Annotated in this window: 12 protein-coding genes; 7 read left to right on the forward strand and 5 right to left on the reverse strand. The window is 60.0% G+C overall.

Features of this window, described 5'->3' with window-relative positions; all coding sequences use genetic code 11:
- Positions 1-59 precede the first annotated feature (59 nt).
- The 7 genes from HS961_RS17310 (at position 60) to HS961_RS17340 (ending at position 10078) form a co-directional block, all read left to right on the forward strand.
- Positions 60-1685 carry an AMP-binding protein gene (locus HS961_RS17310; protein WP_182324121.1) on the forward strand — a complete coding sequence of 542 codons (1626 nt, stop codon included), beginning with the start codon at positions 60-62 and terminating at the stop codon, positions 1683-1685.
- Positions 1682-3496, forward strand: coding sequence for a class I adenylate-forming enzyme family protein (locus HS961_RS17315; RefSeq protein ID WP_182324123.1), 1815 nt, complete (start codon positions 1682-1684; stop codon positions 3494-3496). The genes HS961_RS17310 and HS961_RS17315 overlap by 4 nt, the downstream gene beginning before the upstream one ends.
- 315 nt (positions 3497-3811) lie before the next feature.
- A complete protein-coding gene (locus HS961_RS17320) occupies positions 3812-5023 on the forward strand; it encodes an ABC transporter substrate-binding protein (protein ID WP_182324125.1) in 1212 nt (403 codons plus the stop codon).
- A gap of 508 nt (positions 5024-5531) precedes the next feature.
- Positions 5532-7355, forward strand: a complete 1824-nt coding sequence (locus tag HS961_RS17325) for an IPTL-CTERM sorting domain-containing protein (protein ID WP_182324128.1) — start codon at positions 5532-5534, stop codon at positions 7353-7355.
- Positions 7356-7689: 334 nt separating this feature from the next.
- The gene (locus tag HS961_RS17330; RefSeq protein ID WP_182324130.1) at positions 7690-8271 is read left to right on the forward strand and encodes an IPTL-CTERM sorting domain-containing protein; all 582 of its coding nucleotides are present in this window, start codon (positions 7690-7692) and stop codon (positions 8269-8271) included.
- 159 nt (positions 8272-8430) lie between these two features.
- Positions 8431-9288 (forward strand): hypothetical protein, encoded by an 858-nt coding sequence (locus HS961_RS17335; RefSeq protein ID WP_182324132.1) that lies wholly within the window; start codon positions 8431-8433, stop codon positions 9286-9288.
- Between the two features lie 181 nt (positions 9289-9469).
- Positions 9470-10078, forward strand: a complete 609-nt coding sequence (locus HS961_RS17340) for a hypothetical protein (RefSeq protein WP_182324134.1) — start codon at positions 9470-9472, stop codon at positions 10076-10078.
- A 161-nt stretch (positions 10079-10239) separates the two neighbouring features.
- Here the strand turns inward: HS961_RS17340 and HS961_RS17345 are convergent, their stop codons facing one another.
- The 5 genes from HS961_RS17345 to HS961_RS17370 form a co-directional block, all read right to left on the reverse strand.
- Positions 10240-10416: a hypothetical protein gene (locus HS961_RS17345; protein ID WP_182324136.1), complete on the reverse strand. Its 177-nt coding sequence runs from the start codon at positions 10414-10416 to the stop codon at positions 10240-10242.
- A gap of 540 nt (positions 10417-10956) precedes the next feature.
- Positions 10957-13752, reverse strand: a complete 2796-nt coding sequence (locus tag HS961_RS17355) for a phospholipase D-like domain-containing anti-phage protein (RefSeq protein ID WP_182324138.1) — start codon at positions 13750-13752, stop codon at positions 10957-10959.
- 23 nt (positions 13753-13775) lie between these two features.
- Positions 13776-16811 carry an anti-phage-associated DUF1156 domain-containing protein gene (locus HS961_RS17360; protein WP_182324140.1) on the reverse strand — a complete coding sequence of 1012 codons (3036 nt, stop codon included), beginning with the start codon at positions 16809-16811 and terminating at the stop codon, positions 13776-13778.
- Positions 16812-16944: 133 nt separating this feature from the next.
- Entirely contained in the window at positions 16945-17571 is a 627-nt protein-coding gene (locus HS961_RS17365; protein WP_182324142.1) for a DUF3780 domain-containing protein, read from the reverse strand.
- A 2-nt stretch (positions 17572-17573) separates the two neighbouring features.
- Positions 17574-20615, reverse strand: a complete 3042-nt coding sequence (locus HS961_RS17370) for a DUF499 domain-containing protein (protein WP_182324144.1) — start codon at positions 20613-20615, stop codon at positions 17574-17576.
- Positions 20616-20828: the final 213 nt, after the last annotated feature.

Consider the following 20828-nt stretch of genomic DNA (forward strand, 5'->3'; position numbering starts at 1 on the left):
CACCCAGTTCAACACGGCGACCGAGACCCCAAAAAAACACCAGGACCGTAGGAGACACCATGACCCCCATCGCGTACCGGCAACAAGAAAAACCTTTACATGAGTACCTGCGCCAGCATGCGCGCACCCAGCCCGACAAGCCGGCCTTCATCTGGTACGGCAGCGCCATCAGCTGGGCGCTGCTGGACCAGATGAGCGATACCTTCGCCCACCAACTGCAGCAGCGCGGTGTGGTCAAGGGGGACCGGGTAGCGCTCTTCATGCAGAACTGCCCGCAGTACGTGATTGCGCATATCGGCATCCAGAAGCTGGGCGCGGTGGTGGGGCCCTGCAGCCCGCTGTTCAAGGGCCATGAGCTGGAGTACCAGCTCTCCGACCTGGGTGCCAAGGTGATCGTCGCGGCCGATGTGCTGTATGAGATCGTGCAGACGGCACGCCCAAAGACGGCGATTGACCATGTGTTTCTGACCCACTATGCCGATCTGCTGCCGGCCCAGCCAACGATCGACCTGCCCGCAGAAATCGACACGCCCAAGCGCCATATCGAAGGCACAACAGACTTGATGGACTGCCTGCGCAAGCCACAGCCCGCGCCCGATGTGGGCGCGCTGGACATGGACGATGTGGCGCTGATGACCTATACCTCGGGCACCACCGGCCTGCCCAAGGGGGCGATGCTGACCTACCGCAATGCCTTATTCAAGGCCCATGCGGCGGCAGACAACAACCCCATCCGCGATGACGACACCATGCTGGCGGTGGCGCCGCTCAACCACATTGCGGGCATGCTGATCGGCCTCAATGTCACCCTCTACACCGGCATCCCCTGCGTGCTGCTGTACCGCTTTGACCCCGTGCAGGTGCTGCAGGCACTGGCACGCTACCGGGTGACCTGGTGGTACAGCGTGGCCAGCATGAATGCGGCGGTGATGCAGGTGGAAGGCGCGCGCGACTACGACCTCAGCGGACTGCGCATCAACCCCAGCACCAGTTTTGGCATCACCATCAACCAGGCGCTGGCCGAGCAGTGGCGCGGCTTTGCACCGCAGTGCCAGCTGTTCGAGGTGACCTACGGCATGTCCGAAACCCACACCTGGGACACCTCGATGCCCGTCGATGCCATCAAATGGGGCGCGCATGGCATTCCCATCAAAGGGGTGGAATGCCGCGTGATCGATGCCGGCACCGGCCAGGACCTGCCCGCCGGCCAGGTGGGCGAGCTGGTCTTGCGCAGCCCGGGCAACTTCAAGGGCTACTGGAACAAGCCCGAGGCCACGGCCAGCACCTTGAAGGACGGCTGGGTGCATACCGGCGACATGGCCAAGATCGACAGCGATGGCTACCTGACCTTTGCCGGCCGCTTCAAGGAGATGATCAAGGTATCGGGCTACAGCGTCTTCCCGGAAGAGGTCGAGTCCATCATGATCAAGCACCCTTCGGTAGCGCAGGTGGCGGTGATCGGCATTGACGATGCGCACAAGGGCCAGGCAGTCAAGGCCGTCGTCATTGCGCGCAGGGACGCGCCGGCGGTGAGCGCGCAGCAGCTGATCGACTGGTGCCGCGAACAGATGTCGGTCTACAAGGCGCCCCGGGAGATCGAGTTTCGGGAGGCGCTACCCACCACAGGCACCGGCAAGGTACTGCGGCGCCTGCTGAAGGAGCCGCAGAAAGCGAGCGCCGCATGAGCGCCGCCACCCACCCCGTGGCAGCGCTGGACAAGCCGGCGCTGCTGGCGCTGTTGCAGCGCGATGGCGAACTGGTCACCGAGCGCCTGGCGCACTGGGCGCGCACCAAGGGCGACCAGCTCTTCTACCTGTATGGCGAAGACGATGTGCGCCTGAGCTATGCCGAGTTTGACCGTATCACCGATGCCATCGCCGGCAACCTGGCCGCTGCCGGCATCGGCCGGGGCATGCCGGTGTCGGTGTTCATGCGCAACCAGCTCATCAGCGCGCTGGCGATGTTTGGCATCTGGAAGGCTGGCGCCATCTTTGCGCCAATCAATTTTGGGCTGACCGAGCGCCTGCTGGCCTACCAGATTGGCGACACCCAGCCGGTGATGCTGCTGGCCGAACGCGCGCTGGTGCCGGCCCTCAATGCCATCGCTGAGGAACTGGGCCGGGTCGCCCCGCTGGCCCAGGTGGTGGTCTACGAGCCGCCCGCCGGCAGCCATGATGCGGTGGCGGACGGCATGGCCTATAGCGGCCTGCATGGGGAGACGGCATGGGCCGCGCTGCTGCAGCCCGCAGCCAAGCCGGATGTGGTCCTGGCTTTTGACGACCTCTGCAACATCATCTACACCTCCGGCACCACCGGGCCATCGAAAGGCGTGGTGCAAAGCCACCGCTGGATGAACCAGTACACCTATTTGTTCCGTCAGATGCTCAATGGCCATGACGTGGTCTACAACGACCTGCCGATGTACCACGTGGGTGGCGCCGTGTTCAATGTGGTGCGGGCGGTGTGGGCCGGCAGCGGCCTGGCCTGCTGGGACCGCTTCAGCCCCAATGACTTCTGGCGCCGCATTGCCGTCAGTGGCGCCACCAGTGCGGTGCTGGTGGACACGATGATCTCCTGGCTGGCCAAGGCAGCGCCAGCAGCCACCGACCACCACAACAGCCTCAACAAGGTCTACATGCAGCCGCTGCCCCAGCGCCATGCGGAGATTGCGCGCCGCTTTGGCTTTGACTTTGTGACGGCCGGCTTTGGCCAAACGGAGTCGGGCATGTCCTGCTTCACGGTCATCGAAGAGACGGATGCCAGCTGCGAATCCCCGCCCGCCTACCGGCGTGGGCAAACGCGTGAGGCGATCCGCGCGCATGCAGCCGCGCTGGGCGTGGAGCTGCTGGCACCTGCGCAAGCCAACCAGGTGGGCAAGGGCTACCTGGGCCATCCTTGCCTGTTTGTGGAGGCGGCCGTGCTGGATGAGCGCGATGGCGAATGCGCGGTGGGCGTGGCCGGGCAGCTGGCTTTTCGGTCGAAGCTGCCCTACTACCTGTTGGTGGAATACCTGGGCAAGCCCCAGGCCACTGCCAAGGCCTTTCGCAACCTCTGGTTCCACACCGGTGACTCGGCGCTGCGCCATGCCGATGGCAGCCTGAGCTTTGTGGACCGCATGGGTGACCGCATCCGTGTGCGGGGCGAGAACATCTCGTCCTTCCATATCGAGGACATGCTCAACCAGTACCCGGCCGTCGAGATGACAGCTGCCTTTGCCATCCCCGCGCACGAGGGCGATGAGGACGATGTGGTGGTCTATGTGGTGGCGCGCGAGCAGCAGGTAATTGACCGCCAGGCGATGCATGACTGGTGCGACAGCAAGATGCCCAAGTTCATGCGGCCGCAGCATATCCGCGTGGTGCCGCAGTTCCCGCGCACGCTGACGCAAAAGATCGAGAAGTTCAAGCTCAAGGCCATGATCCTGGCCGAGCTGCAGGGCCAGACACCCACCCAGGAAACGGCCACGCCACCAGCCAAGGAGCACCGCATGACCTGAGCCCGCCCTGCCCCACCTGGCCTAGGGACCCTCTGCAAAACTCCCTGCCGTGGTCTGACCGCGGGCTCGGGCGATCCGCTGCGTTGTCTTCCTTGTCAATAGCTTGCTATTGACTGCAAAAGACGCCTTGCGCCTCATCCCGATCCGCGTCCATCCCGCTTGGCGAGGGTTTTGCAGAGGATCCCTAGCGCCCACCCCTTTGTGCGATCCGTAACACCGTGCTCACCAGGCCCAAGCCCTTGCCCTGCACCCTTTGACAGCAGGGCAAAGCCACCTGGCCGAGGCCAACGATAAAAATACCAGGAGACCATTTCCATGAAGTTCAGAACCACTTGTTTGACGACCCTGTTTGCCTCTGCTGGCCTGGCCTCTGGCGCTTGGGCGCAGGGCCTATCCGACAACGCCGTGCGCATAGGGGTGATCAGCGACACCTCCAGCGCCTACGCCGATATTGGCGGCAAGGGCACGGTGGCGGCCGCCACGATGGCGATCAAGGATTTTGGGGGCAAGGTGCTGGGCAAGCCGATCGAGCTGCTGTCGGTGGACCACCAGAACAAGGCCGACATTGGCGCCACCCGCGCCCGCGAATGGTTTGACCGCGAGAACGTGGACATGGTCATCGGCCTGGGCAACACGGCGGTACACAACGCGGTGGCCACCGTGGCCAAGGAAAAGAACAAGGTGCTGATCAACACCGAGGCGGGTTCGAGCTCGATCACCGGCGAAAACTGCGCGGCCAACATCGTGCACTACACCTATGACACCTATGCCACCGCCAACAGCACCGTGAAGGCGGTGACCGAGGGCGGTGCCAAGAGCTGGTACATCGTGGCGGTGGACTATGCCTTTGGCCAGGCGCTGTCCAACGACATCACGGCGGCGGTCGACAAGAACGGCGGCAAGGTGATCGGCACGGTCAAGCACCCGCTCAATGCGCCCGATTTCTCGTCCTACATGCTGACGGCGCAGGCCTCCAAGTCCGATGTGATTGCGCTGGCCAATGGCGTGAACGACACCATCAACTCCATCAAGAGCGCACGCCAGTTCGGTATCACCGACAAGCAAAAGGTGGCCGCAGCGCTGATGTTTATCTCGGACGTGCATGCACTAGGCCTGAAGACTGCTCAGGGCATGTATGCGACGACCGCCTTCTACTGGGATCGCACGCCCGAGAGCCGCGCCTGGTCGCAAAAGTACTTCAAGGTGATGAACAAGATGCCGACCATGGCCCAGGCCGGCACCTACTCGGCGGTGATGCACTACCTCAAGGCGGTAGAAGCCGCCGGCACCGACGAGACTGGTGCGGTGATGACCGCGATGAAGAAGATGCCCATCAAGGACTTCTTCAGCGACGACGGCAAGATCCGCGAGGACGGCCGCATGGTGCATGACATGTACCTGGTGCAGGTCAAAAAGCCGGAAGAGTCCAAGGCGCCTTGGGACTACTACAAAATCATTGCTACCATCCCGGGTGAACAGGCGTTCCGGCCACTGTCGGAAGGCAAGTGCCCGCTGGTCAAATCCTGAACTCGGCGACCATCGCTGCTGGTCAGCCCCTCTAGAGAACCCAAAACCCAACAGGCCCGATGAGGCCTGCCGAGTTGTTTCATTTACAAACAGAGCTGATAGGCATGTAGACAGGGCTTATCTAGTGGCTTTCAGTATTTGTTCTCTAGCAAGCGTAAGTATTGCTGCGACCTCAGAGTGCGCTCAAGTCAAACAATTGCAAATAAATTCGATAGCCTATGCAAATTAATTATTAATCATAGATTGCCTTGCACATATAAAGCTATCTAAAACATAGCAATTCAATCAATCAAAGCAACGCATCCTCATTCCTGAAGTTTCATACATCGCTTCAATAAGCATCAAAATAGATTACTTCAATATTAATAAAAATCGGCACCTGAGATAATTGAACATTCATTGACAATGCGCAATGGGGATTCAAAGCGTTGCTGTTTAGGATGTAATCCTTTGGAAAAGGAGATCATCCATGTTATTAAATAGCAATATAAAAATATTCAAAACTGGATTGGCCATCATCGCTGCGGCTGCGCTGGCCCCGGCGGTCATGGCCGCATCGGGCGCCCCACTGCCCCGCTGCGACGCCAGCGCGCAATCGTTCTACCTGACCCGCTACTCCGGTCCGGCGGCCACGGGCACACCGCCCACAGCGGTGCTGGACCTGGCGACCGCGCCGGCGACCGGCACCGTGGCCATTTCGCAAATATGGAGCGGCGCCACGGCGCCCACCGTCTCCTCCCGAGAAATAGGATTGACACCGCCCAACCCACCATTGCCCGCAGGCGCCTCCGTCGCGGGCGGCATGGGCAAGGATGGCTATATCTATACGATGCGCGCCATCGATGGGGACAACAGCTGGGATACCAGCCCGGCAGCGGGCTGGGCCAGTGCAGCGGGAGGCGGATGGCGCAGCCATACCCGCTATTACGAGATGCTGCGCTATGGCCGCGATGGCGTGGACAACCTGGGCATCGTGACGGGGCTGGGACCCTACCAAACCGACCCGACCAATGCGGCGACTTTGGTGCCTGGCGCCATCGACCTGCGCCTGGGTCCCAATTTCAACGCGGCCGATATTGATCCCGTCACCGGCATCATGTACCTGGCGAACTTTCAGGCCGGCGGCGCGCTGAACCGGGTCTTCAAGATCGACGTGACGCAGACCCCGCCGCTGTATGTCGGAACCTTGAACCTGTCCAGCAATATTCCCGGTGCGCAGTCGGGCGACTTTGCCATTGATGCCGGCGGGCAATGGGCCTATGGCATTGCCACGACCGGAAACATCATCAGCGGCACCTCGGTCAGCTACCGGTTCAACCTGTCTTCCGGCGCCGTGGAGACCTTGGCACCCGTGTCACCCGCGCCGTTCAACGCCCCATATGGCGCAGCAGCCCGGCTGCCGAATGCCACGGACAAGCTGGCCTTCTATGGACTGGGCACACGCATCATGAGCATCCCTGCCGGCACAGTCGGCCCCAGCCAGAGCACCGCAGGGGCGACCAGTGGCGATGCCGCCGCCTGCCTGCCCAAGCTGACGGCCACCCTGGTCTGCACACCCGATGCGCTGGTCGATGCAGCGGGCAATGTCTCCACCTGTACGGTCACTTTGGACCAGGCAGCGCCTGCAGGGGGCATGGCCATTGCGCTCACACCACCGGCAGCCAACCCGCGCTATACCAGCAACTGTGGCAGCTCCATCCTGGTGGACGCCGGGCAGACCAGCGCAAGCTGCACCATCACCGCCACACCAAACACGACGCCCGGTGATGGCGATGTGACCGCAGCCATCGCGCTGGCGACGCCCACCGCAAGCGATGACTATGTGCTGGGCACCCCGTCGGCAGCCGAGGTAATGGTTCGCAATGACGACATGGCAGTGACGCCCCTGGTCAACCTCAGTTGCACACCCAGCAGTTTGGTGGATGCCGCAAGCCAGGTAGCGACCTGCACCATCAGTCTGAGTGCGCCCGCGCCCGCCAGTGGCAGCAGCATCACGCTCACTCCGCCAGCTGGCAGCACCCGCTACACCAGCAGTTGCAGCTCTCCCGTTGTCATCGCTGCGGGGGCGACAGAGAGCAGTTGCACGATCACCGCGACACCCAATACCGTCGTCGGCGACGGCAGTGTTACCGCGTTGGTACAGCTGCTCGCCGGCTCTGGCTATGCGCTGGGCCCGAACAGCCAGGCGAGCGTTCAGGTCAACGATGACGATCTGCCCATTAACCCCGGCAATGCCAAACGTGTGCCGACGCTGAACCCATGGGCCCTGGCCTTGATGGGGCTGTTGCTGGCCGCGGCGGGCGCGCTGTGGCTGCGCAGGCGCCACGACTAAGTTCTGGCCCAGAGCCACAGCCGCAAAAAAGGGAGCGTTGCTCCCTTTTTTGTTTTCCAGAGATGGCCAATGACAGGAAGATTTATCCAACAAACAAATTACAACAACAACTAAATCTATCTTCAGGAGCCATCATGCCTGCCCCAACAGCCATTCAAGCCAAGACATGCAGCTCGGAGACCACCTATTTTTGTTTGATTTACGTCAATTAACATCAAAAGAAGCATTTACGATAGGACTTTGAAGCGACATCCATAAATACCAAAGAATATATCGATTGCCATGATGGTTACATTTTGTTAACTTCCATCCCTTCAACCAACGAGGGGATCTTATGAAAAAGTTTTTGGCCTATCTCAGCATGGCCTGCGGTGTCATGGCATTCAGCGCCACCGCGAACGCCGTGCCTATGCAATGGACAGTGTCGGAGACCACCTTTGATGACGGAGGCACGGTGACGGGCTCTTTCGTGTACGACGCCGATACGAATATCTACAGCAATATCCGCCTAAGAACCACGGCGGGAACGGAGGGCTCTGCAGCCGAGTTCCGCACGCAATGCACGACGGCGTACTGCCTGGCATCTTTGCCGGAATTGCTGTTCATTGCATCGTCCAACCAAGCCAATCTCAGCAATGTCCCGTTGCTGGATATCGAACCCTCCGCTCCGCTCACCAATACCCCTGAGACCGTGGATCTGGCATTTGGCATGTCCTTTCTGTGCAGCAATGCGGAATGCACTGGAATCGGGACCGGCCTGCGCGTTGCCTTCAGCGGAAAGCTGACGGGCGCCCTGTATATAGCTCCCGTGACGCCCACCAGTGTTCCGACCAGTAGTCCCATAGGATTAGGGTTGATGGCGTTGTTGTTGGCCACTGCCGCTTGGATGTATCGCCGCCGTCGTTCTGGATACTGATGCCGCTTTTAGAGAGCAGATAGAGGTATTTTTCAACCAGATAGGTCCCAGCGCTTAGCCAGACGCCGAGAAAAAATGTAAATAATGCTGTCCGAGGCGCTGGGTCAAGGAAATGTAAGGATAAGTTATTAGAATGTAAATATTTACAACGGGGATAAGATGATTTTCAAGAAGATTGCAGTCGTAGGCGCCTTGCTCGGCACCGGTTTGGCCCAGGCTTTTGCGCCTCAGACGGGCACCTGGATCGTGACCAGCGAAGTCAATGGCAAGCCCGGCCGTGGTTTGGCCATTGATGTGCAGGACAACACCCTGGTCATGCAGATGTATGCCTACGATGCCAGCGGCAATGCCACCTTCTACATGACCAGCGGCCCCTTGGCGAATGACCGCTACTCTGCGCCTCTGAACAAATACCGCGGTGGCCGTTACCTGGGCAGCGGCGAGCTGTCGGGTACAGAAGACGGCAGCCCTGGTACCGTCTCGATCCGCTTTGAATCAGGCACCAAGGGCTATATCACTTTGCCTGGCGAGGCTGAAAAAGAAATTTCGCGATTCAACTTCGCCTATGGCAATGATCCAGAGGGCCTCAAAGGGATCTGGATTTTCAGCCCGCTGAATTCTTTGACGCCCACTTCGGACTTTTTCAGACTTGAAAAAGTGCAAGCGGCCACTGCCAATGGCAATGGATTGATCACCACGGCTGCCGGCACCTTTGGTTGCGAATACCAGGTATCTGGAGCCGCCGTAGGCACGGTCATTTGTGCAAAGGTCAGCGCAGCGGGCAGATTGCTCGGCGGCTACCAATTCAGCTACAGCGTGAATGAGGGAGAAGGCTACTACCTCAATAGCGCCGGCGTACGCGCTTCTATCGCAACCATGCACCGCTTGGCGAATCGCGCAGATACCGGAACGGGCATCGTCCTCAAGACTGAAGCGAATGACGACACCGTCGCACCATCGGTGAGCCCAGAACAGCTCCGCCAGGCGATCGAAAGCGTGGCAGCACAAGTGGAATAAGCGACAGCGCGCTGCGCTGAAATACCAGCAAACCGCCTTCGGGGCGGTTTTTTTATGAGCATGAAGCCCATTGCATGAGTTTGGAATTTCCTACAGAACGCGGCTCAGCCCATTTTTGACATCGCCACGCTTGGAGAGCTACTAAACTGGCCCACTACCGATAAATTCAGGACAACCTTTGATGCGCACACCCTACCTATTTGCCTGTTTGCCCCTAGCCTTGGCACTCAGCGCCTGCCAAGAAGATAAACCCACGGCAGCAACACAGGCAGCCGCCAAACCCACATTTACGGCGCCAAGCGTTGATATATCGACGCCCGACAAGGCGGTGAAAAGCTGGTGGGCGGTGGTAGATTCAAAATTCAATTTGAGGTATCAGGAGTGCACACAAGCAGCATCGGCAGAGCAAACCGCGCTGCTGCAAGCCCAATTGCGCGTGGCTACAGGCGCCGTAAAAAGCTACATGCAACATGACAAAGAATGCACCTTGTTTACCTACGATCGCCGGATTGATCGCGTTGATATGGAGACGGAATCCAGGGCGCTGGTCGTGACGACCATCAAAAACAGCACCCGACCAAAAGAAGGGCAGTCGATTGCAAATCGTACCCTTGAAGCGGCAACGGACGGTGTGGAATACCGCTATGTGCTTTCGCGTGAGAATGACGGCTGGCGTGTGGAAGACATCTACCAGTATGACGATCTGCTCAAGGCCATGGGCCGTGATCCTTGGAAGCAGGAGTACCAGCGCGCGCCACCCGACCTGTACCTGCTGATATATAACCAATAAAAGCGAGATCCACTCCCCATTCTTCTGCCATAGGATGGTTTGCAAAGGCAAGAAAAAAGCGCTCACTGGATACCAGTGAGCGCTTTTTGGTAGGGGCTGGCGTCAACTGAATAATCAATCTAACAAGATGATTATTAAAAACAAATAAATTTCAAAAATCTTTACTGTTCCCCGGTTTGTTCCCCGGTTTCGTAATGGATAGGCGGCGTTGAACATACCGGCTCGATGAGATCTTGGTAGTCGCGCTCGATGCGCCAGCACATCTTGGCTTCGAACACCAGGCACTCAAGCGCCATCTTCTTGGGCAGGCTTGCCAGAGTCATGGGGATAGTCAACATCCGGTGGCTTGGAGTCGATAGTTGTCAGACCGGTGTATCGCCAATTTCCTACAGTCAGGTGATCTCTCCATACCGAGACCTCGACTTACTCTGACATCAACCGAGACGGAAATTTGGAGAAATTTTCCGCTTGAATTTGGTAGCGGCTTGGCCAGAGAGCGCCTTCCGCAGGGACTGGGACAACCCATCCTGGCCTAGAAAATGCCAGTATCCGACCATCAAACGAGATGCCCACATCATCGCCCCCATGCTCAACATTCAATTTCTCTTTTAGCGCGTTGAGGGCAACTCTCATCCAAGACCGATCAACCATGCATCTGGGACGAGCTGCATAGGCCACCCAGTCTTCGAAGCCGCATAGCACCGCGCACAAAGTGATCATCATGATGTCTTCGAGCTTGTGCAACTTGTTGCGGGTCACACGCCTGGGGGGGCAGCTCGGCAAAGCGGCGTTGGGGGTGTCGAGAGCATCGCGCAACAATTCAGTTCCTGGGTAAATCTTCGGGAGCCTCCCGGGGGACATGGCGCGATTACCCTGAGCTACCATCCCTGCGATAGCATTTCCTTCATGCTCAGGCCATTCAAAACGGTTGCACAAGTCTCCCAATCGGCATCCTCCACTTTGCTGTACTTCGCATCAAACGGATTGCGCGTGGCCATGGTACGGTCGATCAGCTGATTGGCGGCGGCCTCGTCATGCAAGGCCACCTGCACCCACACGTCTTCCAGGGTGTCGGGGATCTGGCCGAACAGGCCATGAATCGCTTCCAGCCGGTCGGCCAGTACCTGGTGCACACGGTCTTCCACCGAGTCGCGGTAGCGCAGGTTGGCGATCCAAATTTCACTGCGAGCCTGGCCAATACGCTGGATGCGCCCTTTGCGCTGTTCCAGGCGGGTGGGGTTCCAGGGCAAGTCGATATTGATCAGCGTGCCCAGGCGCTGCAGGTTCAGCCCCTCTGACGCGGCATCGGTTCCCAGCAGCAACCTCAAGTCACCCTCGCGCACCCGCTTTTTGAGCACATTGCGGTCGCAGCGTTGAAACCGTCCGTCACGCCAAAAGCCGGAACGGTTGCTGCCCGCGTACAGGCCAATATCCATGCCCGCAAACTCTGCGCGCTTGGCCATTTCATCGCCCGTCCAGCGCACCGTGTCGTAATACTGCGAGAACAGAATGCAGCCGCGCTCCAGCCAGCTCTCGGACACTCCCAGGTGGGTGCCAAGCAGGTAGCCGATCAGCGCCTCCAGCTTGGGGTCGTTGTTGCCGCCTTGCTTGAGCAGGCTCAGGCAGCGCCGCAGCGAATCAATTTCCTTGTCGGTGAAGTTCTTGAAATCGCTCGCCCCTTGCGGTGGCCGTCCCACCTGCACGGTAGCCTCATCGTCGGCGTCATCATCGTCTTCATCGTCGGGTGCGTCAGGCTCCTCGCCCAGCAGCTTGGCCACGGTGCGCCGCCCGGCTTCCATCGAACTGCCCAAGCGCCGCAGCAGCAGCGTTTTGAAAAAGCCCGCGCCTTTCACCCGTTGCGCCAGTAGCTGCGAAAACTCCTCCGCCTCCACATACGCATCACGCAGGTAGCTGCCCAGTACCAACGCGCCTTCCTGGTCCTCGCCAAACAACTTCACCGTTACCTTGGGCAGAAAGTAGCTGCCTGTGGCCGGGTTGATAGTGGCCTCCAGGTAAGCGCGGGTGCGGCGCACGATGCAGCGCAGCAGCGGGTTGTAGTGGGCGCCGTACTCAGGCAACAGGCCGTTTTGCAGTTGCACGCGTCGAATGGCGGGGGACAGTTGCTCCAGGCTCTCGGGCGCAAATTGCCATCGCGTGTCTTCGGCATCCAAGCTGCGGCGGATGCGGTCAAACGCCGGGTTTTCGAACTTGGAGGGCAGCGGGTCGCGCACAAACTCCCAGCCTTCACGCAGATCCGCTGTCGGCACCTCCGCATCGCCAGTAGCAATAGCCAAGCAACGGCTGGCCTGATACCAGCGGCTGGAATGTGTCCAGCCACCCAGCACACCATCATTGCCCTGCGACAGGATGTGCAGCAAATCCCACGCCTCCACCGGGTGCAGCTGCACCGGCGTGGCCGTGGCCAGCAACATGCTTTTGGTCTTGGGGCCTATCTCGCGCAAAAAGGCCATCAGCTTGTTGGGCTCGGCGCGCTCGTTCACTTCATCGGCATCAGCATCCACCTTGGGCACCTTGCGGCGGCGGGCGCGGTGCGCTTCGTCCACGATCACACAGGTGTAGCGGCGACTCAGCAGCTGGCCCACCGCCTCAGGCAAGCCACGCACCACCAGTCCCTGCGACACCAGCCCTATGCGGCGCGGGCATTTGCCCAGCGTCTTGGAACCTTCTGACGGGTACTCCAGATCGTTTTCATCCACCCAGGCCTTGCCGGTCCAGCGGGCGGATGGCAGATCCAGCAACTCCATCAGCTCGTCCTGCCACTGCTGCAGCAAGGGTTTGGGGGCCAGCACCAAGATCGGCCCACCCTCGGGGTCGTCCAGTGCCATCAGCATGGCGGCCATGGCCAGCTGCACCGTTTTACCCAGTCCCACCTGGTCGGCCAGCACCAGGCGTGCACCGCCCAGGCGGTGTCGCTCCAGCGCCAGCTGGGCAAAGTATTTCTGGTGCGGCCACAGGCCCTGCTCACGGCGATACACCGGTGCCTCCACGGCCACAGCGGCTGCCACTTGCGTGGGGTCTGGCATTGCAGGCAGTTGCGCTGGCTCGATGACCGTGCGGGTGATGATGCGTTGCACATCCTGCACGATGAAAGGGCAGCAGGCCAGGTCTACCGCGCGCGGGTCGTTCCAAAGCGCATCAAACTCCGCCTGCACCCAGGCGATGGTTTCGGGGTCGTTGTCTTCCCACAGCAGTTCGTAGTTCAGCTTCCAGGCCGACAGGCTCTCGTTCACGCTGCCCATGAAGGCGGTGGCCGTGCCATCGGCATAGCGCAGCACCCCGGCCTTGCCGTGAATCAGGCCAAACGCTGTGTCCGGCAGCACCCGCACTTCCAGCTTGTTGCTGGTCAATGCGTCGTACAACGCTCGGTAGCGCGGCAAGGCGACAGGTGGCGCATCCTCGGGCCTGCTCGCGCACCAGCTGCGGCGCAGTGCAGCTTGTGCGGCTGCGGCTGTCACCAGGTCTTGCGGGTCCAGGTCGGAGTTACAGATGATGCGCACTGGCCCGGCAACGCTGGCCAGCGCCTCGCCCGCCACCTCAAACAGGCTGGATCGAAAGTAGCCCGCAATGCGGTCGTAACTGACGGCACCGCGCAGGCGCTGGGTCAGCACCGATTGGTCTAGGCGGTTCAGGCGGCTGGAATGGCGTTGCAGCATAGGGGCTTACGTTGAGCGCGGCGTTAAGCGTGGTCGTTGCGCAGCCGCCCAGCCAGCATGCGCGCGGCGTCAGAGTCGGCCACCCACTCACCCATGCCCTGGGCGTTGCCCAGTGCGGCCAACCATTCCAGCAGATTCACAAAGCCCTCGCGTCGGCCCCAGTAGCCTTGGCCAAAGGTGTCACGCAGGTATTGGCGTCCGGGCTCGGGGTTGTTGTCGTTGACTGCCGTTTCGCGCACGGCAAACAGCAGGTGCCGCAGGGGCGATGCCGCGAACGGATGCGGCCCCGCCGCAGCAACTCTGCCTCGACCCACACTGGTGCTTATTTGGCTTGTAGCACCCGCCCCGTCTGCGCTAACAGCTGCCAAAACACTAGCAGCCAAGGCGCTGGCGCTGGCCACGCGGGTGCCGTTGGTCTTGTCGCTTTTGAGCAGGGGCTTGATGTTGGTCACGCCAAAGCCACGTGCCAGCTCTTCGTACATGCCCTTGCGGCGTTCGCCTCGGCTCTCGATGTCGAGCGAACGCAGGTAATAGCGCTCCACCAGGCTCAGGTCGCGCCAAGCGTTTTCCAAACCGCGTGGGATGAGCGTGTCGCAGGCAATGCCCAGGGCGCGCTCAATCACGGCCTGAAAGTCGCTCTTCTCGCCCTTGCCACGCACGGAGAACACCTCGTGCTCCACGTCTTTTCCGTCCAGGTTTCCGTACTGCGTCAGCACCTTCAGGGCAGCGGCATAGGCGGCCAGCTGGTAATCCGCATCGTTGAAATTGGGCTCACCGCCTTCGTCCAGCGTCTGCATGCTGGCAATCTGGCGCTTCACCTCGTCTTCGACCAGCGGGTACACCTCGTCCAGAAAGCCGGGTTCGTTTTGCATACGCTTGCGCAGGACCAGGCAGACAGTGCCTTGCACGTAGTTGCCTTTTTTAATGCCCACTGCCTCGGTTTCGGTGCTGATGGTCCAGGCAGCAGTGGCTTTGAGGCCCGCCGCCCAAAGGATCATGCCCAGGTCGGCCCACACCGCCGGGTCCTGATGCGTGAACATGACCATTTGCAGGCCGTTGTCGGGCATGTGGCGGGCGAGATTCTTGTAAATTTCCACCATAGAGCGGCGGAAGTCTTCGCCGTCGCCACGTACTGCCAATTCAGCACGGGCGTCAGGTGTCCAATTTGGGAAAGCGTTGGTGAGTTGCTTGTCATACCAGGCGAGGAAGAAATCGCCCAATTCATGGTAGTTCACCGCGTCTGCATAAGGCGGGTCGGTGATCCACAAGTCGCAGGCGTTGGCTAGGTCGCGAGCGTCTGAAACGACCGATATGTTGTTGCCACAGGATTCAGATCCGCTTTTGCCTTTGAATGCAAAGAAATCACGAACACCTGATATTGGGCGCACACCCCAATTAAATAGGGGATTAATCGCTTGGTTGTAGAAGCTTTGTGCGAATGCACCTATCCCTCCGCTACGCGCAAGCTGTGGAGTCCATCCGCAAAGCTTGGAATTCCAGTTGCTGCATGAGGCAATACCCAAAGCGCTCGCTGCAAATAGTTCCTTGTGTCCGAGACCGAAGTTGGCCTTATTCAGCAATACTCCATGAACAAGCAATTGACGCGGGGTAAACAAATGGTGCCAATGAGTCCATCCGCGAGTGCGAATAGGTTCCTCTGTTTTGTCGCCGCCTTTAGGGATCGCCTTTGACGGTATAAAGCCTTCACGTTGCCAATCTGCAAACCGCTCGCGCAGCAGCGTCAACACCTGTGCCTCGCGCGCCATGTCTGCCGCATCGGGCGCAGCATAGCGACGCTCCAGCTTCGGTTTGCCATTGCGCGTCACGGTCTTGGCCCAGCGAATGCAGTACAGGCGCTCCTGAAATACATCGTCCGGGCGCGGCACTACATCGTCATTGGTCCAGCGGCGCAGGCCATCGGTGCCCCGTAGCGCCTCTACTGACCAGCTCCGGTTCGGATCAAACGGATCCACCACACGGCTGTCCACCACGGTGGCTCCTTTTTTGTCTTTGTATTGCTTGAACTCGACATCGGACACGGCCAACACTTCGGGGGTAAGCCGCTCCGCATTGCCTACGCGTGTCCAGCGCGTAACGATGTTGTACTTTTCGGCTACCACCCAGCTGGGGGCCAGTGGAATGTAGTAGTCGCAGCCTTCAGGTTTGACTTCTACGCAGTACAAAAACGCTTCAGCGCGTTCGCCACGGTCGTTGTGTTCAATGCCCCAATCAGTGATTTGCTGGTCGGCAGCGGCAAAAACCTGCTGCTGCACGCGCGCAACTTCGGCCTGCACATCGGAACCACTGCCCAGCAGATTTAAGCTTGCCCAGGTGAGCAGGCCAGCCACGGGGTTCAGGTCGGAGCCAAAGGCTTCGCAGCCGATGCGTGCTGCTTCAAACGGGATGGAGCCACCGCCACAAAAGCTGTCGCCCACGCGGGGCGTGTGACCAAAGGTGCGCTGGCCCAGTTGGTCGATGAGCTCTGACAGACAGGTGGCGGTTGTGCCCAGGTGGGCGTTGATGTCGGCCCAGGTGGCTGGCGTCGGGCCTGCAACGTTTTCGGGGCGCTCGCAATGCACCAGGCGCTCGGCATAGGGCAAGGCATCAAACTCGGCACGGTCGGGGATGGGGCGCATGCGCTGTGCATCCAACGCCTGCTGCTGCTCGGGGCTCAGGGCGTCCCAGATTTGGGCGAAAAGGGCTTCTTTGTCTTCATCGCTCAGGCCCTGCTTGAGGCCGCGCGCGCCAAAAAACTCCTCTTGCACCTCGGGTGTGGCTGCTTCGCGCCACGCGGCTGCAGGAATCTCGCCCTTGCAGCGCTGCCAAGTGCCGTCGTCGTCCATCGTCAGGATTTTGAGAAAAATCTCTCGGTCCTTTTTGGCGTCGTTGCTAGCGGGCATGAGCATGCCCAGAATGGACGCACGCACCAGAATCAAGGGCTTGCGGCCCCACCATTTGCCCAGGCCGGTGAGCGTTTGGCTGGCGCCGGCCTTGCGCTCTTTGTAGGCCTCGGCCGAAAGGCGGGCAATGGGGAACTGGGTTTCGATGAAAGTGGGCATGGATTAATTCAAATTTAATAGCTGCTTGCGCTTATTCAGAAGGCGCTAGAGGCCAATCAGGCCTCAGGTTCAGGTGGCGGCTGCCCAGTTGTCCACCTGCAGGCCGGGCACCTTGGCAAATTCGCGGGTGTTGTCAGAGAGACAACGACAGCTGCGAATGCCCCAGTAATTCGCGTCGTGCCTTGGGCGAGAGGCCTTCGCCTTTCACAAACGGGTTGTCGGCAAGCGCCGCGCGCAGAGCCTTGCGCCAGCCAATGCCCTTTTGCATGGCCTGGCCGGTGGTGGCCACAGTCATGGTGTAGAGCCACCAGCGTTCTTCTGGGGCCAGTGCCTCCCAGTTGTGCAGAGCGTTGGGGATGTCGTCTGGCGGCGCGTCTTCTACTGCCCAGCACAAAATACACAGCTCTTTGCCCAGCGATGGGTGCACGGGAACGGGCTTAGCGGGCACTTTAACAAACTTAGCCACCGGCAGACCATTGGCGCGCAGGCGGCGGTTGGCTTCGTCCCAAAAGGCAGGGGCCAGAGCCTGCCAGCGGGCGCGGTCGATGACGACGCGTAAAGCTGGGTCGTTGGGCTGTGGCGGCTGCGAGGCGCGGGCACCCAGGCTATCCAGGTCGTTGCCCCGGTGCTCGGTGATGCAGATCATGTTGCTGCTAGAAATGCCTTTTGGCACGTCAATCAGGAAGCCGTGGCGGGCTTCATCGGGTAGAAAGCCCAGGCCCACGACCTTGCGATTGGTGCTTGTAGAACTGCGGGCCATGATTATTGGCGCACCTTGGCGGCGTTGAAGGGTTGGTTGGTGACTTTAAGCCAGTCCAGCAAGGCCTGGCCGCTGGGGAAGGCCAGGCTGCCAATGGTCATGCGCAGACCACCCTCAGTAACGATGTCTTGCAACTTTTGTGCGATAGCTTTGACGGCAGCGGCGTCATAGCCACCCTCCAGTGCACCGGAGTATTCGACGTTTTGCTGACCATCTGCACTCTCCGCTGTGAGGCTGATATCGTAGGCCATGACTGTGCTGGTTTTTTCCAGTCGCCCAATGATGTCCCATACGGCGGTAGCGTCGTCGAGCTTGGTTTGTTGGGTCCAGTGAGCTGGCGCGGTGGAATTAATCGAAGAACGCTCTTCGGCACCCTTCTGGGGAATGGAGATACGGATAGTTTCAGAGTTGAGCCCGTATTCAGCCGCAGTGGCCATGGCGCACACCACGCGGCAATTGGCGGGTACACGGAAAGGCCCGTCGTAAGTTGCGGTGCCCACACTGGTGGGCGATGAACCATCGGTGGTGTAGCGGATGCTGATGCTGTTGGCTTTGGGTAGAGCGAGCAGCTCCACTTCATAGTGGTCGCCCCGGTTGTGCAACTGGTATTTGAGGCGCAGCTTGGCTGTCCATTCCTTCACGGCGCTTGTGCGTGCAAGGTCGTCAGGATCATGCGCCAGAAACCGGTAACGCAGGGCCGTAGCTTCGAAGCGGGTGGGTGCGGGTACGGGCGTGGAGGCTGAGGTGGGCTCGGCGTCGCCTGTTTCAAACACCACTGCGGGGGCGTGCAGGGGCTCGATCTTCAAGTAGGTGTAGCCGGGAATTTCTTCTTGCACCGAAAGTTCGCGTACCGACACTTCAGGCACAGGTGGTGGGAACGGGCCACGGCGAACGTGGTTGCCCTCTTCGCGCCAATGGCCGCGCATTAGACATGAGGCTTTGAGGTCGTCGAGCGCCGAGAGCTTGTGCAGTGGCCAGTTGGTGTTGACGGCAGCAGCGCGTTTGAAGTCGGACCAGAGCACCACCTTGGTGTCGGCAGAGCCAAACAAACGGGCCTCGGCACGGGTGCGGAAGCTGTCGTCGTCGATCTTGGTAGTGAACTTCTGCGCGCCTTCGAGGGTGTGACGCAAGGTGGCTTCACCGCTTTGGTTGCCAGCGAAGGCCAGGTCGGTGCCAGTAGCGCGCAGGGCGCTGTTGATGGAGGGGTAAACAATCTGGTCGAAGGCTTCCTTCAGCGCTGCGGTGAACTGCAGGCCCACGCGGTCACGCAAGGCGTCGAGGGCCCGCCACTGAGGGTCGTCAGACGGGGTGTTTTCAGAGCGCAGTTCGTCTTCAATGCTTTGCAAGGCACGGGTCTGGCGAGCGGAGTCGAGCACCTTTTGGAAGGTGTCGCGCGACCCGGTGAGAAACAGCACACGGTTTTTGTACTGCTGCTGCGCCCACCATTCTTGCCAGTCGGCAGAGATGGGAAGCTGGTTGGCCTGACCACCCGGGCGCACGATGACCAAGGTGGTTTTTTCCAGCTCAATCTGAACTTCATCAGGGGGCGGCAGCACTTTGATGACTTGGTAGCAGTCGCGCAGTGAAGGGGCGAAGTACGACTCCAGGTGCTCGCGCAGCATGCGGTCCACGGTCTCGGTGTGCAGCGAGAGCGCCATGGAGCGCAGCTTGGCAGCCAGGTTCTGCTGGTTCTTGAAGTACAGGCGGCCATCAGCAGAGTTGTGCAGATACCAGGCGCGGGTGGCCAGCTTATCGAGCACGTTGGCCTTGAAGGTGGACAAGTCCCGCCCCGGGCGTTGCAGGCAATCGACCAGCTGGTATTCGCGCAGGCCATGGATAGCACCCGGCGTGGTGGACAGCGACGCGACGAGGATCAGCCGCGCGGCATCGGACGCATCAGAGTTGCCGTTGACCAGGTCAATCTGCTCGACCTCTGCATCGCCGCTGTGGGCGATGTCGTGGGCGATGGCTTCGCTGAGCGATGGGTTGATGGTGCGGACTTCTGACGCAATTTCGTCCAGGTTCAAGTCCAGGTCGTAGGGGTGAATCAGGTCGATAGTGGCCGCTTTGCCCGAGTTCCACAGGTTGGAAACCACCATTTGCATGAGCCGAATCACGCCACGGGTTTGTTGAAAGCCCTCGTTCTCCTTGAACTTGCCGACCAGCTCGCGCAGATCCGGGTGGAAGGGGTAGGCATCCAGGACGCGGGTGAACAGCGTTTCGGGGGATGTGGTGGTCAGGCCCATTTGCACTGCTTCGCGCAGCGCTTCGCGGTAGGCCTCTGCCACCTTTTTGACTTCAGGCTCGGGGGCTACTTGAGCGAACAGGCGTTTGCGCAGAATGTGGTACAGCTCGTCGCCGTTGGGGTTAACCGGCGTGATAGGCACGGCAATGCGGCGGGACTCGGAGGTAATGCCTTGCACGGCGCGGTTGAAGGCGTCTTCCAGCCGGGATTGGCCCACACTGAAGTTGGAGCCTGCCAGGTCGGACAGCACAAGGCACACGTTGCTCATGTCAGCCACTGCGACAAACAGGTTGGCCAGTGCGGCGGTGGTCACAACGCCCAGGTCTGCATTACCCACCGGCACAGCCACAGCGTATTCGAGGTACGGCGGCAGTTCATCCAGGAACAGAACCAGTGGCTCACCGCCCAGCAGCTGCTTCCACGCTTCGGGTCCTGGGGCGCTGAGCAAGGGGGAGACGTAGCGGGCAAACTGATCGGCTTTGCCCAATTGCTCGGCAATGGAGCCCCAGATGCCACCTGCTGCATCGGTGCTACGGCCGTTAAAACCCACCACGCGGCATGGCCCAAGGCTGGGGGCCGGGTTTTTATCACCAGTGAGTACTTTGTTTCGAAGTTCTGGATCGCGTGCCAATAAGCCCAACGCGATCATGCTGTGCGTCTTGCCGCCGCCCATAGCTTGCGAGAGCAAAAATACAGAAGACCCCGCCCCCGATCCGCCCAAATGCCGGAAAGCCCTATCCACCAGCGTGAGCATGCCGTGGGTGAAGTAGTTCTCTTCAAAAAACTCTGTGCCGTTCACCTGTCCTTTCAGAAAGGTATCAAGATTAAGAACAGTGGCTCGGCGATCAGCAGCGTAAACGGACTGGCGTGGTTTGCAGAGAACGTGAAGTGTCATAGCTAGAAACAGAGTAAGTGTCGCGCAGGCATTGGTACGCCTTGTGATTTTTTGAAAGAAGGCGCAGGTACTGTGGATTCTTACATTTTTTGACTCTCGAGCTAGGGAATATGACTA

Source organism: Comamonas piscis (assembly GCF_014109725.1).
Lineage (GTDB): Bacteria > Pseudomonadota > Gammaproteobacteria > Burkholderiales > Burkholderiaceae_C > Comamonas > Comamonas piscis.